Origin of the sequence: Motiliproteus sp., from assembly GCF_965230735.1 — a bacterium.
In the GTDB taxonomy this organism is placed as follows: Bacteria; Pseudomonadota; Gammaproteobacteria; order Pseudomonadales; family Balneatricaceae; genus Motiliproteus.
Genome location: NZ_OZ246016.1, coordinates 1,405,853 through 1,420,544, shown reverse-complemented (window position 1 = coordinate 1,420,544; position 14,692 = coordinate 1,405,853). Strand labels below are relative to the sequence as shown.

At 57.4% G+C, this 14,692-nt stretch carries 12 protein-coding genes; 4 read left to right on the top strand and 8 right to left on the bottom strand.

The window, feature by feature from the left end; all coding sequences use genetic code 11:
- Positions 1 to 25 precede the first annotated feature (25 nt).
- From ACO05M_RS06605 to ACO05M_RS06585, 5 genes are all read right to left on the bottom strand, one after another.
- The gene (locus ACO05M_RS06605; RefSeq protein WP_421869171.1) at positions 26 to 1,903 is read right to left on the bottom strand and encodes a protein kinase domain-containing protein; all 1,878 of its coding nucleotides are present in this window, start codon (positions 1,901 to 1,903) and stop codon (positions 26 to 28) included.
- Between the two features lie 105 nt (positions 1,904 to 2,008).
- Positions 2,009 to 3,667, bottom strand: a complete 1,659-nt coding sequence (locus tag ACO05M_RS06600) for a dihydrolipoyllysine-residue acetyltransferase (RefSeq protein WP_421870676.1) — start codon at positions 3,665 to 3,667, stop codon at positions 2,009 to 2,011.
- 13 nt (positions 3,668 to 3,680) lie between these two features.
- Complete coding sequence (locus ACO05M_RS06595) at positions 3,681 to 4,658, bottom strand: alpha-ketoacid dehydrogenase subunit beta (protein ID WP_421869168.1); 978 nt, start codon at positions 4,656 to 4,658, stop codon at positions 3,681 to 3,683.
- Between the two features lies 1 nt (position 4,659).
- Positions 4,660 to 5,850 carry a thiamine pyrophosphate-dependent dehydrogenase E1 component subunit alpha gene (locus ACO05M_RS06590; RefSeq protein ID WP_114695132.1) on the bottom strand — a complete coding sequence of 397 codons (1,191 nt, stop codon included), beginning with the start codon at positions 5,848 to 5,850 and terminating at the stop codon, positions 4,660 to 4,662.
- Between the two features lie 337 nt (positions 5,851 to 6,187).
- Positions 6,188 to 6,781, bottom strand: coding sequence for a LysE family translocator (locus tag ACO05M_RS06585; RefSeq protein ID WP_421869165.1), 594 nt, complete (start codon positions 6,779 to 6,781; stop codon positions 6,188 to 6,190).
- 109 nt (positions 6,782 to 6,890) lie between these two features.
- On the opposite strand from ACO05M_RS06585, the gene ACO05M_RS06580 reads away from it, so the two are divergent.
- Positions 6,891 to 7,331 (top strand): Lrp/AsnC family transcriptional regulator, encoded by a 441-nt coding sequence (locus ACO05M_RS06580; protein WP_421869162.1) that lies wholly within the window; start codon positions 6,891 to 6,893, stop codon positions 7,329 to 7,331.
- Positions 7,332 to 7,349: 18 nt separating this feature from the next.
- On the opposite strand, the gene ACO05M_RS06575 is transcribed toward ACO05M_RS06580, so the two are convergent.
- Both ACO05M_RS06575 and ACO05M_RS06570 read right to left on the bottom strand, forming a co-directional pair.
- On the bottom strand, positions 7,350 to 9,182 hold the full coding sequence (locus tag ACO05M_RS06575; protein ID WP_421869158.1) for a diguanylate cyclase: 1,833 nt from the start codon (positions 9,180 to 9,182) through the stop codon (positions 7,350 to 7,352).
- A 3-nt stretch (positions 9,183 to 9,185) separates the two neighbouring features.
- A complete protein-coding gene (locus ACO05M_RS06570) occupies positions 9,186 to 10,349 on the bottom strand; it encodes a substrate-binding protein (protein ID WP_421869155.1) in 1,164 nt (387 codons plus the stop codon).
- A gap of 264 nt (positions 10,350 to 10,613) precedes the next feature.
- On the opposite strand from ACO05M_RS06570, the gene ACO05M_RS06565 reads away from it, so the two are divergent.
- Positions 10,614 to 12,365 (top strand): GNAT family N-acyltransferase, encoded by a 1,752-nt coding sequence (locus tag ACO05M_RS06565; protein ID WP_421869152.1) that lies wholly within the window; start codon positions 10,614 to 10,616, stop codon positions 12,363 to 12,365.
- Positions 12,366 to 12,421: 56 nt separating this feature from the next.
- On the opposite strand, the gene ACO05M_RS06560 is transcribed toward ACO05M_RS06565, so the two are convergent.
- A complete protein-coding gene (locus ACO05M_RS06560; RefSeq protein WP_421869149.1) occupies positions 12,422 to 12,739 on the bottom strand; it encodes a hypothetical protein in 318 nt (105 codons plus the stop codon).
- Between the two features lie 96 nt (positions 12,740 to 12,835).
- Between ACO05M_RS06560 and ACO05M_RS06555 the strand changes: the two genes are divergently transcribed.
- Both ACO05M_RS06555 and ACO05M_RS06550 read left to right on the top strand, forming a co-directional pair.
- Positions 12,836 to 13,477 carry a Shedu anti-phage system protein SduA domain-containing protein gene (locus tag ACO05M_RS06555; protein ID WP_421869145.1) on the top strand — a complete coding sequence of 214 codons (642 nt, stop codon included), beginning with the start codon at positions 12,836 to 12,838 and terminating at the stop codon, positions 13,475 to 13,477.
- 107 nt (positions 13,478 to 13,584) lie between these two features.
- Positions 13,585 to 14,634 carry an ankyrin repeat domain-containing protein gene (locus tag ACO05M_RS06550; protein WP_421869143.1) on the top strand — a complete coding sequence of 350 codons (1,050 nt, stop codon included), beginning with the start codon at positions 13,585 to 13,587 and terminating at the stop codon, positions 14,632 to 14,634.
- Positions 14,635 to 14,692 lie beyond the last annotated feature (58 nt).

The following is a 14,692-nucleotide window of genomic DNA, read 5'->3' as shown; positions in this document are numbered from 1 at the left end:
GGCCAGAGTAAAGGGCCGTGAACGCCTAGGCCGATTCGGCTTGGGCCGATTCAGGATGATCGGCTTCAACCGGTGCGGCCTGATCCAGCATCTGCTTCGGATTGCGGGGATAGTAGCGCTCCGGCAACCGGTCGATATGGTCGAAAAAGCGGGTGTCCTTGTAGGGCATCTTCATAAAGCCAGCTACGCCGAGGCCACGGATCTCGGGCACCGCCGCCATCAACAGCTCCAGGCAATCGACAAATTCCGACTCCTGCTCCGGATTCAGCAGCTTGAAGTAGCTGTGAATCTTCAGGTGGGTTTCTAGGCTCTCGAAGATGATCAGCCCGGTATGGTGGAGCTGGTTCAGACGCTTGATCACCTCAATGATCGAGCCCGGCAGCTCCAGATTCTCCTCCGGGTCGCGGCCATCCTCGAAGTAGGAGTGCAGGCGGCTCTGATCCTCCAGATCCGGCACCGCGGCCACCTCATAAGGGATCTGCTGATCCGGCTCCGGCACAAACGGCAACTCGGCATGCTCGCGCTCCACATGCAAGGTACAGCGGGCATCGAACAGACAGCTCTTGAAGATCCCCTGTCGGTAGATCGAACGGGCCAGCGTCACCAGGTTGTTGACGGTGCTGACGAAGGCCTCGCGCAGGCTCGGGTCGTGCAGGTTCAGGCAGGAGTCGATATAAACCCCGTCGCTCTCCCACCGCACCGCCAGACCACCCACCACCGGGAACTTACCCAAGCGACTGACTGCGGCCAGGAAGGCCTTTTCGGTCTCGCCCATCCCCTGCAGGAAGTTCTTGTAATAGCGATCGAACTGAACATCGTCGATATCCAGGTAGTTGTCGTGAACCCCCTCCTCCTTCAGGAAGGCTTTCCGGGAGCTGTACACCACCGAGTCGATCGGACGGCTCTGCTGATGAATCCAAACCGGCACCTGCTGGGCGATCGGTTCGACCGGCAGATCGACCATCAGCAACCGCGCCATCGACGCCATGTTGCGCAGCCAGTAGTCACCGGCCTTCTGCCGTACCTCGGGTTCGGTCGACAACAGTCCTTCCAACACCCGGGCGAACTCTTGGGGTAACCCCAGCGAGGTGGGCGGAATCGCCAGATGGCCGAAGCGGCATGACTGCCCGGAGGCCAGCGCATAGAGGGTGCCGGCGGCGCCCTGCTCATCAAAGCGCGGCGTCGACAGCCCACCGTTGAGCTGCTCTTCACCGATAAAGTAAACGTCGCCCAGCCGGGCGTTGCTGTTTTGCAGATCGTCCGACATCAGCTCCATCACATTGGCGCCGACATGCTGGTACTGCTCATCAAGCTGGGCAAACACCGCCGAGCCCCAGTCGATCAGGCCGATCGACTCGTCCCGGGGGTCGAACATCACATTGGACGGTTTGATATCGCCATGGACCAGCGGCCGATTGCTGCTGATCGCGGCGCCGCGAAGCGCCAACAGGATATCGGCCAGCTGCGCGGCGATATGGACCACCAGACGGGGGGAGAGCGGTCCTTCTCGCAGCGACAGCTGTTCCAGGTCCATCCCCGGCGAGCGCTCCATCACCATGATCGCCTGACGCTTAACCCGCTGGAACTCGATCAGCTTCGGTACCCGCCGATGCTCCACCTGCGACAGCATGTAGGCCTCTTCTTCGAGCCGATCCTGCACATGCTGCGGTAGGGTGATGCGGGAGAATTTGAACACCAGCTGGCGCCCGAGCCGGTCGATACCGCCGAACACAAAGCCGAACGCACCCTTGCCGATCATCTCGATATCGCTATAACCCAAGCGTTCGAGCTGGGTTCGGCACAGATTGACCCAGTTCTTCAGCTTGCGCGCATCATCCTGACTGAGCAGGTAGAACGACTGCTCCTCCGGGATATAGAACTGCTGCAGGTTGGATCTATCCATAATCGGCCGTCGGATGGATTGGCAAAGATTAGGGCACAAGATCAGTCTAGCGAACTAGTAAATAATCTTGCGCCCTTAAGACTACTGGCAAACCCGGTTAGGCCGCTAGGAGAGATCCAACAGCATCGCCGACGGATCTTCCAGCAACGACTGCCACAGCAGGCTGAAGCGGGCGATGGTGCCACCGTCGATAATCCGATGGTCGCCGGACCAACTGATGTTCATGATCGAACGGGCTTCCACCTCGCCGGCGTCGTTGAAGCGCGGCAACGACTGGGTCTTGCCCAGTGCCACGATCGCCACCTCCGGCGGATTCACCACCGGTACCGCGTAGGTTCCACCCAGCGCACCGATATTGGAGATGCTGATGGTACCGTCAGCCAGATCGGCCGGATCCACCCGTCCGGAACGGGCCGACTCGGTCAGCCGGGCCACTTCCTGGGCGATCTCCAGAATACTCAGGGTTTCGACCTTCTTGATGTTCGGCACGATCAGACCCATCTTCGAATCCACCGCCATGCCGATATTGCAGTGCGGCTGGTAGTGAATCTCGGTGCAGTCGTCGTTGACCCGGCTATTGAGGATCGGATACTCGGAGATCGCCATCGCCAGCGCCTTCATGATGAACGGCATCAGGGTCAAGCGAATGCCCCGCTCTTCCGCCTTGGGCTTGAGCTTGGCACGCATCGCCAGCAAGCCACTGACATCCACCTCGTCGCCGTAGGTGAAGTGCGGAATGGTCGACATCGACAGACTCATCTGCCGTGCCATGGCGGCCTTGATACCCTTGATCGGCTCGACCCGAACCTCGCCTTGAGGCGCGGCTACCGGCTGCAAAACCGATTTTGCTGCGCTTTCGACATTGGCAGGCTGACTAGCAACACCACCCTGCTGGAAGCGGACGATATCTTCCTTCAGTACCCGGCCGTTCTTGCCCGAACCCGGTACCTGGGCGATATCGATCTGGTATTCACGGGCGATTCGACGCACCGCCGGACTGGCCAGCGCCTTGCCGGAACGTACCGGCGCGGCAGTGGAAGTCGCTGCAACCGATACCGGAGCCACCACCGGTGCGTTCACTGCCGCCGCTGGAGCCACCGCTTCAACAGCCACAGGCGCCGCCTCGGTCGCTACCGCACCCTCGGGAATCAACGCGAACAACGGCGAATGGACCTTGGCGATCTCACCTTGGGCGTAATAGAGCTTGCCGATCACGCCGTTCTTGTGGGCCGGGATCTGCACCAGTGCCTTATCGGTCATCACGTCGACGATCGGTTGATCTTCAACGATATGATCGCCTTCGGCCACCAGCCACTCGACCACCTCGCACTCGACGATACCTTCACCGATATCCGGTAGAATAAAGTCTTCCACCGCACCGATCGGCCCGCTGGCCACCGGTGCAGCCGCCGCAGGCGCTTCGTTCTGCGCCGCGTTTTGTGCACTTTGGAATTGAGCTGATTCCGGTGCGGCGGGTTCGGCGGCAGCGGCTGATTCACCGCCTGACTCACCACCTGATTCACCGCCCTCTAGGTTGATCTCAAACAGCGGCGAGTGAACCTTGGCGATGTCGCCCTGCTGGTAATACAGCTTGGTCACCCGACCGGCATAGGGCGCCGGAATCTGTACCAGCGCCTTGTCGGTCATCACGTCGGCGACCGGCTGATCCTCTTCGATCAGATCACCCTCGGCCACCAGCCATTCGACCAGCTCACACTCGACGATACCTTCGCCGATATCCGGCAAAATAAAATCTTTAATCATCACCCATACCCCCTTAGAAATTCACGCTGGCCTTGATCGCTTCGTAGATCTTCCACTGGTCCGGGATATATTCCTTTTCCAGTGCCAGCGGGTAAGGCACATCGAGCCCGGCAACACGGGCAATGGGAGATTCCAGGTACAGGAAGCACTGATCCTGAATGGTGGTCGCGATCTCGCCGGCAAAGCCGCCGGTCAACGGGGCTTCATGGCTGATCAGCAAACGGCCGGTTTTCTTGACCGACTCGGCTACGGTGTCCACATCCCACGGCAGGATGGTGCGCAGGTCGATCAGCTCGCAGGAGATGCCATCCTTGTCGGCCAGCTCGGCGGCCTTTTCGATGTACTCCATCTGCGCGCCCCAGGCCAGCAGGGTGATATCGCTACCTTCGCGAACCACCTCGGCCTTGCCCAGCGGCAATTGGTAATCCTCTTCCGGCACTTCGCCGACCGAGGCGCGGTAGATCCGCTTCGGCTCGAAGAACACCACCGGGTTGGGATCACGGATCGAGGCCAACAGCAGCCCTTTGGCCTGGTGCGGATTACGCGGCACCACGATCTTCAGACCCGGCGTGTGGGCAAAGTAGGCTTCGGGGGACTGCGAATGGTAGTGACCACCGGCGATGCCGCCACCGTAAGGTGTCCGAATCGTCAGACCGCCCACATCGAACAGGTTACCGGAGCGGTAACGGAACTTGGCGGACTCGTTAACGATCTGGTCGAACGCCGGGAAGATATAATCGGCGAACTGAATTTCGGCCACCGGCACCGAGCCTTGCGAGGCCAGGCCGTTGGCAAAACCGATAATGCCCTGCTCCACCAACGGGGTGTTGAAGCAGCGCTCACGGCCGTACTTTTCCTGCAGGTGGCTGGTGGCACGGAACACGCCGCCGAAGACGCCTACGTCCTCACCGAAGCAGATCACCCGCTCGTTGTCCTGCATCGCGATATCGAGGGCGTTGTTGACCGCCTGCAATAGGTTCATCTTGGCCATCTTATTCACCCTCCTTATAGCCTAAAGCCGCCGCAGCCTTCGGATAGACCTCGGGGTAACGCTGGATATGCCCCTTGAGTTCAGCCAGCTGCTGCTCCAGGTGCGGGGTCGGGGTGTCATAGACGTCGGTGATCATCTCGTCGGGATGGGGCGCCGGCACTTTCTCAGCCTTCTTCATCGCCGCCATCACCAGCTGGCGCTCGGCTTCGAACAGCTCTTTATCCTGCTCTTCGCTCCACCAGTCCTGCTGGATCATCCAGTTTTTCATGCGCTCAAGCGGATCTTTATCGCGCCACTTGGCTTCTTCTTTCTTGCTGCGGTAACCGGACGGATCATCCGACGACGAGTGGGCCGCCAGGCGGTAGCTCATCGCCTCGATCAGTACCGGCTCGTTCTGCTCCACGGCGATCTTGCGCGCTTCTCGGGTCGCCTCGAGCACCGCCAGGATGTCGTTACCATCGATGCGGATGGTGTGCATGCCGTAGCCTAACGCCCGCGGTGCGATACCATCACCGGCAAACTGCTCCGACGACGGGGTCGAGATGGCGTAGCCGTTGTTACGACACAGGAAGATCACCGGCACTTTCAGCACCGACGCCATGTTCAGCGCCGCGTGGAAGTCACCTTCTGAAGCCGCGCCTTCGCCGAAGACGGCCACGGTGCAGTGACCGTCGCCGGCCATTTTCTGGCCGTAGGCATAGCCGGTAGCTTGGGGAATCTGGGTCGCCAGCGGCGACGAGATGGTCATGTAGTGCAGCTCGGAGGAGCCATAGTGGATCGGCATCTGCCGGCCCTTACCATGGTCCTTGGCGTTGCTGAACAACTGGTTCATGAACTCATCGAGGGTGAAGCCGCGATAGACCAGTGCGCCCTGCTCGCGGTACTGGGCCATGATCATGTCCTGATCATCCAGTGCCGCGGCAAAGCCGACGGTCACGGCTTCTTCACCGGTGCTCTGCATATAGAAGCTGAGTCGGCCCTGGCGCTGTGAAGCCAGTCCGCGCTCATCGAGCATACGGGTGCGGGCCATCGCCCGATAGATGCGTTGCGCCAATGCCTCATCGATATCGGGCATCTGCGCGTTTTTGTATAGGTTCCCGTCCTGCTTCAACACCTTGTAGGTGGGAATTTGCAGGGCGTCACCACGGATAAACTGGGGCTTATGGATAGCCCGGTTAGCCTGGGTGCTCATAACGTCCTCATTGTTTTTGTTAGTTGAGGCATGTGGGGACAACCGCTGGGTAAGCCGCTGTCTATAACTATAGCCTCCGGCTGGGTAAGCGAGAGGGTCTGCCTTTGTATATCAAAAAAAACGCCTTGTAAAATATTTCAAACAGTCAATAGTCTAATCCAACTCGTCCTACAGGCTCCCGTCGTCAAGCCGCTCAGTGCGCCCGACAGCCTAAAGCGCCGGCTAGACAGGGTTGATAAATATCAACCGCTGCAGTGCCGCGATTGAGCCTTAAGCTGTTGTTTTTAAATTAATCAGATCGACGGTTGGCGGCTGCTAAGCATGGATTTTTCAGCGGCTAGAGTTCGATCATCGGCAGGGTGGAAGCCAGCAGTAAGCCCGCCATCAGGTAGTTAAACGCAATGATCCGGTTCGGTTTGTTCAGCAGCCCCTTGGACTGACGACCGGCCAGTGTCCACAGCGTCACCGAGGGGATATTCACCAACGCGAACACCCCGGCGATGATCAGCACCCCACGCCAGGACGCCGACACGTTGTAGACACTGATCGCCGCCAGCGCCATCGACCAGGCCTTGGGATTGATCCATTGAAAACCGGCCGCGGCCAGGAAGCTCATCGGCTTATAGTCCGAGCCCAGGCTTCCGCTGGGTCGACTGCGGGCGATCTTGACCGCCAGGTAGGTCAGATAGATCAGGCAGCCGATCTGAAGCGACTGCAGCACCAGGGGATAGGCCGAGAACACGCCCATGATCCCGGCCCCCACCAGAAACACCATCAGGCTGAATCCCAGCGTAATCCCCAGCATATGGGGAAGGGTGCGAACAAAGCCGACATTGGCGCCGGATGTCATCAACATGATGTTATTCGGCCCCGGCGTCGCAGTGGATGCGAAGGCGAAGGTCGCTAACGCAACCAGCTGCTGGTACTCCATGGAAAGACCTCTTCCGTCGTGATTTCTGCTTTACATTTTATTGATTCGACGGGTAAATTTTTCACCTATATCGCCTCCATTAAGCCACAACCAACAACATCATTGCGTTATGGATAAATACAGCGAACGAATATTGCGCGAACTCAAGCTCGACGGCAGACAGTCCAATGTGGAGCTGGCCGACAAGATCGGTTTATCCCCGTCGGCCACCCTGCGGCGGGTCCAGGAGCTGGAACGCAGCGGCGTGATCAAGGGCTACCGGGCGGTACTGGATAAGAATCAGCTGGGGGTTGGTTTTGTCGCCTATGTCACCATCGGCCTGTCGAACCACAGCAAAGCGTCCCAGCAGCAATTTGAAGCCCATATTCAACGGGCTGATGAGGTGACCGAGTGTCACAATGTCACCGGCTCCTGCGAATTCCTGCTCCGGGTGGAAACCGCCGACCTGGTTGCCTACAAGCGCTTTCATACCGACGTCCTGGGTGAGATCCCCCAGGTGGATTCGATCATGACCCTGGTGGTGATGGACACCCCCAAGGACGCGCGCTAGACCTGACCATGACCTGGCTTAGAACGAGATCCGGTTGCGCCCCATCGCCTTGGCCTGATAAAGCTTGCCGTCACCGCGCCGCAGCGCCTGGTCGAAACTGTCGTCGGGTTTCCATTCGTAGGCACCGATACTGACCGTGACGGTAATCGGCCGTTGCTGCTCGTCGGCCAGATCCATGGCCGCGACCGAACGCCGAATCCGCTCGGCAATGGCCAGACAATCCAACAGCCCCGAACCGGGAAACATGACGATAAACTCCTCGCCGCCGAGACGACCAAACTGGTCACCGCTGCGAAGACTGGCCCGCACCTGATCGCAGAACGCCACCAGCACCCGATCGCCGACGGCGTGACCGAACTGGTCGTTGATCCGCTTAAAGTGGTCCAGATCCATCAGAATCAGGCTGAGCCGGTCGTCGGTCGCGATCGTTTTCTGGTGCAGGTGTTGGGCCACCTCGGTCAGCGCCCGGCGGGTCAGGCAACCGGTCAGCGAATCGGTGCTGGCCTGGGTCAGTAACTGCTCACTCTTATGGTGCAGCGCTTCGGCCATGCAATCGAACTCGCGGATCAACTGGCCGATCTCGTCACGTCGATAGCTGTCCGACGAAGTCAGTTTCTCCCCCCGGGCCAGACGCTGGATGCTGCCGGTCAGATCGACCATCGGCTGGGCGATCTGTTTCGACAGCAGCACAATCAACACCAGCAGCATACCGATAGCCAGCCCGCCCCAGGCCAGCGCCTGCGAAATCAGGCTCCAGTCACGCTGGTCGAACTCATCACGGTGGATAAACACCATCAGCCGGAAGTTGGACGCCGACTCCGCCAGCATTCGCTGGCCCGACCCCTGAATCCCGACCAGCGGCATCGCCTTGCGATGGCGATGCATCAACTGGCGCGGATCGGCCACCGCGGCGCTGCCCAGAAAACCGAGCTGTGCCAGTTGCTCATTTTCCGCTTCCAGCATCGCATCCAGCCGTCGCGGCATGCCGGCCTCGGCCAGGGCGCCGGCCGCCGTGATCCAGCGCGACATGGCAATATCGGCCAGCACCACATCCACCCGGCTGAAGCCCTGGCCCAACAACGATTGTTTGGTCCGATAGAGGCTGTCCTCCACCCGGGTCCAATCCAGATAGGCGGTGATAAAGCCCGCCACCTGATCGTCGCAGTTCAGGTAGGGGCGGATAAACAGATAAGTGTCATCGCGAAAGGGTAGCCCCAGTTGCTCGACCTCCCGCGCGCCGGCAAACAGGACCGTCACCGGCAGTTGCTGGATCGCCCCCTGCAGCATCGCAATCTGCGCCTGAACCTGCCGATAACGATGGGAGTTGCGCTCGCCGCGCTGATTCATCTGGGCCTGCTCATCCAGCAGATCACGAACCTGACTGCGATAGCTGCGGCGCTGCTCATCCCAGCTCCGTAAGCGCTGACGCAACGACTTGAAGGTATCCTGGGTCAGGGTCGAGGCCCCTTGAACCGAGCGGGGCAGAATATGGCGGTTACTGGCGACCGGCGACATCAGCAGCTGCTGCAACCGGCCGTCCAGATTCGACACCGCCAATGCGGAGAAGCCGTCGACCTGCCCCAGCGCCAGGCCAAAGCGTTGCTCCCGGTTCAGCCGGTCGGACGAATCCGGACATTCATCGATCAGCCGCCCCAGGTACTTGAACTCCTGGCTTCGCTGTTCCAGCAGCACATTCAGCTCACGGCTGCCGCTGACCAACGCTCCCTGTGTCGCCTGCTGCAGCCGGTTTTTCAGTAGCTGATGATTGGCCAGATAATAGCTGCCGATAAACCCCAACACCGCCAGCGCAAAGGGCAACAACCAGAGCGAAATACGCCATCGCAACCCCATCGGTCAGAGCCTCTGATCGGCGGGACTGATGGTCCCCAGCTCTTCGATCACCCGCAGCTGCCCCTTTTCAAAGCGGCCCAGGTACATCGGCAGGTCAAAATGGTGATCGGCCCGCAGCTTGAGCCCCGGCTGCCCCTGATAGGGCGTCAGCCCCGGCAGCGCATCGAGCATCGCTTCCCGATCGACCCGACCGGCCTGCTCCAGGGCGCGCTTGATCAGATAGATCTGGCCGTAATGAGCACGGCTGGAATAGGTCGGCAGGCTCTGTCCGCCGAAACGGCGCTGATAGTCGTCGACAAAATCGCGCACCCGCGGCGAATCGCTGTCGCTGAAAAAGTGCAGCGCGCTCAGCAGCCCTTGGCTCTGTTCGGGTTCGAGTGCATCCAGGTAGGTCTCATCGGCGGCGAAGGCCACCGTGTTCAGGGTTCGGCCGAAGTCAAAACGATGCATCTGCCGGATAAAATTGAAGCCGTCGGCTCCGGGCAGGATCAGCATCAGATTCTGCGCCCCTGAGGCCTTGATCCGCTGCAGTACCGGCGAGAAGTCGGTCACCCCGAATGGGGTAAACTCCACCCCGGCAATCCGACCGTTAAGACGCGCTACATCGGCGCTGATGCGTCGACTCATCTGATGGGGCCAGACGTAGTCATAGCCGAAGATATAGAAGCTGTTGTCGCTTTGTTGCTGCAGGTAAGGGATCAGCGGATCGACATAGTGCTCCGGGATCGTGCTGTAGCAAACCAGATAGCGACTGAACTGGCCGCCTTCATAATCGATGCCGTAGAATTGCGGGATCTGGTATTGCGCCGCAACCTCCTGCATCGCCCGCCGGGCCGCGCTGCTGACCGGTCCGATCAGCGCGAACACATCATCGATCTGGATCAGCTCACGGGTCAGACGCACCGACTCGGCAGGCTGGGTCCGATTATCACGCACCACCAACTGCAGCGGCCGCCCCAGTACACCGCCGGCGGCGTTGATCTGCTCGACCGCCAGGGTGGCGCCGTTCAGACCCAGCTGTCCATAGGTTTGAAACACCCCCGACAGCGGCAGCACGACCCCCAACCGGATCGGTTCGGACGTCTGCGATTGTCCACAGCCCGCCAACCAAAACACCAGCAGCATGACCACCGGCCAGCGACGTACAACAGGTAAAGCAGCCATCATCCTTGCGTCCGCTTTTGAATCACTCATTAACGGGAGCCTCGCCGCCAAAGAGCGATTTTCGCGTCGGCTTCCCCCCGTCCGAAGACTTAGACGCTGCAAATCGCAGCAAAGCGGCGAATTTTGCGTCAAAACTGTCGATGGATCAATTACAAATCCATAAAAAAATCAGGGTTAATTGACACAGGCCTTCATCAGAGTGCCATCAAGCTGCGACAAAACTGTCATCTCGCCGTCTTAGGCTGACCTTCTCAATGATGTCGATGGATGCCCACCGTGATACAGGTCGAACAACTGCTCGCCGAGAAGTCGCCTCGGTTCCTACAGCAAAACCCGCTGATTCGTCGCCCCACGGTCGGCCTGCTGCGGTGGTTATTCCATGAATCCGAGGTCAACCGCTTTCTTGAGCAGCAGCAACAGCTGCGCGGCTTCGACTTTGTCGACCGGGTGCTGGATTACTTCGATTTCCGTTACCAGGTCAGCCAGTCCGATCGCAACAATATTCCCGCCAGCGGGCGGGTTCTGGTGGTCGCCAACCACCCCCTCGGTGCGCTGGACGGCCTGGCGCTGCTGCGCCTGATCGGCGAGATCCGCCAGGATGTCAAAATCATCGCCAACGACATGCTGATGAAATTCGACCCGCTGCAGCGGCTGCTGCTACCGGTGGACAACCTATCCGGTGGCTCGCCACGCCAGCAGCTGAAACGGATCAAACAGTGCCTGTTGCGGGACGAAGCGGTGATCATCTTCCCGGCCGGTGAAGTGTCGCGGATGTCGCCCGGCGGGATTCGCGATGGCGCCTGGAGCTCCAGCTACCTAAAGCTGGCCAAGAAAACCAACTCGCCGCTGCTGCCGGTCCATGTCGGGGGCCGCAACTCCGGGCTGTTCTACCTCAGCTCGATGCTTTACCGCCCACTGTCGTCGCTGCTGCTGGCCCACGAGATGTTCCGCCAGCGCCGCCGTCAGATTCCGATCCGGGTCGGCCAGCCGATCCCGATTCAGGAGCTGGATCAATTGCCGCTGGGCAACAGCGAAAAGAACAAGCTGGTCAAGCGCCACCTGTACCGCTTGGCCAAGGGCCGCAAACCGCTGCTAAAAACCGAAAAGACCGTGGCCCACCCGCAGGACCGCAAGGCCCTGAAGCAGGAGTTAAAGCAGGCAACCCACCTGGGCGCCACCGCCGACAACAAACAGATCCTGCTGTTCGACTACCGTGAAGACTCGGCGGTGATGCGCGAACTGGGCCGGCTGCGTGAGATCGCCTTCCGCCAGGTCGGTGAAGGCACCGGCCAGAAGCGCGATCTGGATCAGCACGACAGCAACTACCGCCACCTGATCCTGTGGGATGAGGAGGAGCTGGAACTGGTCGGCGCCTACCGGATCGGCGAGACCAGCCGCTGGGTCAACCGCTCCGACCGCGACAAGATCTACAGCACCGAGCTGTTCGACTACAGCGAAGAGATGGCGCCCTACTTCGCCCGCGGTATCGAGCTTGGTCGCAGTTTCGTACAGCCCAAATACTGGGGCAAGCGCAGCCTGGACTACCTCTGGTACGGCATCGGCGCCTACCTGCGCCGGCACCCGGAGATCCGCTACATGTTCGGCCCGGTCAGCCTGTCCAACAGCTACCCGGCGCTGGCCAAGGATATGCTGGTCTACTTCTACCGGCTCTACTTTGCCGACCCGCAGCAACTGGCGATGGCCTACAGCCCCCACTGCATCGAAGACGAACACCTGGATCTGATCATCCCGCTGTTCAGCGGTGACAACTACGAGCAGGACTTCAAGGTGCTGAAACAGCAGCTCAAACACCTGGGCTGCACCGTCCCGACCCTGTACAAACAGTACAGCGAAGTCTGCGAAGAAGGCGGCGTCCGCTTCCTTGATTTCGGCGTCGACGCCGACTTCGGTTACTGTATCGACGGCCTGGTGCTGGTGGATCTGGAAAAACTCAAACCGACCAAACACAATCGCTATCTGGCCGAACCGGAATCAACACAAACCGCCGAGAACCCGTAAGCGAAAGCTTCTAGCCGTAGCTACATACACAGCATTAGCCAAGGCCGCATTAAAGACTAGTTGTCAAATTGGCGAAGCCTGGGAAGTGCCTTTCGCAAACCCTCCAAGACGCGACTCCAACCGATACGCTGCTGCCATGGCTGCCCATCGATTTTGACGTTGTAGCAATCGATTCGATTGCTGCGGTATAGTTCAATTCTGTGGGTTACGGGTGTACCGGTATCGAAATCGGTAATCTCAATGACTCGTCTTAGATCAGGGAGATCGCAACGATCAGCAGGGATAGCTTCTTCCAGTCGTTTCCTTTCCTTGGCGGCCCTTGCGTTCGCCAACCGGCTCACTTGGGCCTGATACTTCTTGCTGCGTCGGTACATGATTTCTCCCTCCTTCCTTGGAAGGTAGCCCAAGCTTGCAAGGTAGGGCTACCTTCCAAGGGCCAACTATTAAAATGTTAGCTATACGAGGAAATAATGGGAAATTATATAGACCCAAAGGAATTTTCAGACTTCCTCGACTCTCAAAAAGGAGAGCGGGAATTCTCCAAGTTCATCGAAGAAAACCCTGAAGTCCTGTACTGGACGTTTTGCCGTTTGAGTGGCCATTGTAGATTCATATTCCGTGAGTTCCCTCTTGGCAGCCAGTATATTGCCGACTATGTGATCCTGAATTCTTACTCTGGGGTTTGGGAGGTAATGTTTATTGAGCTGGAACCCGTCGATGATCCGGTATTTAATAAATCAGGAACTCCGTCCCAGCGGTTTGCCGGATCAATCAAGCAAGTAGATGATTGGGCGGAGTATTTTGAAATGCACAAAGCACAAATAAGAGCAGATTTAGTTAAATGGGCTAAGTCAAAGGATATTCTTGGTTATTCTCGCTCAGAGCGCATTTCAAATATGTCAGGTGATTACCTGGCCGATCCTAGCTCATATTTACGAGATAGCTATCACATTCTTATAGGCCGTAGGGACGAAATATCGAGAGAGGGCCATAAACGTAAAGCAATGTATAAAGCGCGTCACAGTATAGAGGTCATGAGCTACGACAGAATCAAAGACCTTGTGGAACTAAGGTATTCTGATCCAGAGCCATGGTTAAGAAATCAAAGCTAACAAGGCCAGCCAGAGGGAACAAAAAACCGCCGCTTCGCTCTGGTTTTTGGTCCCCTGCTGGCGGCGTTAAGTGAAAATGAATCCGCCATCGAAAAGAGAGCATAAGGATGCCAAGGAAGAGAAAAACACTGCCTAAAGATTTCGATGAAAGCATAAAATCAGAAGATATTTCTTCACTTAAAGCTATCTTCGAAAAGTGTGATATCGACGCATATGGTGGATATGGAAAACAATCAGCACTTGGCTTCAATGATTGCCCGGATGAGCTATCGGAATGGCTTATATGTAATGGGGCTGATATACACTTCACTAATACTTATGGTGATACACCACTCCACCTAAGAGCGAGTTCTTGGAATCCAAAAATGGATGTTCTTATCAAGCTTGGTGCAGATGTAAATATAAAGAATACAAGCGGTAATACTCCTCTGCATAGTGCAGCTGGTTATCACAAAGCGGCTAATGCCGAAATTCTTCTTCAAGCAGGTTCCGATATTAAGGCCGTGAATTCTTCTGGGTTAAGCCCTCTCGAATATGGTTTGCAGCGTTGCTCCAACATAGCTATTCCTCAAATGTGTGATTTGACAGAAGTATTCATTAAATATGGTGTGGAAATGACGCCCAAGATGAGAGAATTTGTTATCGAGATCGGAGAAAGATTCGAGTTCCATAGGGATAACTTCAACAAAGATCACATTGACGAATACGGCAATGCCTTAACGAAGTTATATTCCTTATATCACGTTAGCCCAGTACAACGCCGCGTAGTTCATGATGGAAAATCTTCTATTGAGCTTGTCGGAGACACTTGGGAACAGAACTACAGTAATCTGTGGGATTATCTAATTCCATCTGAAGGGCCTGCCTTGACTGTACAAGGTGAAGTAATCCGTATAGCTGGTCGTATTGCTGATGAACTATTAAGAAATGGAGGTGGAAACTGGGATAGAGCCTATCGTCAAATGTGTAATGCTTACATCAAGCATATTGCATCTCATAATTCACTAGAAAACGACGAGATATTAACTCTAAAAGGGCTGGTATCTGATATTGATGTTTTAATGGATGAAACGAGACAGCTTCAAAAATTTGCTGTCAAATGGGTTTCAAAAAACACTCGCCCTATTGAACTGAGTGAACCCAGTTATGATCGGTGAATCACTTAACAAGCGGCTGCATTACGTTCCGGCCTGCGGCCTCCACCGGGCTCGCTTC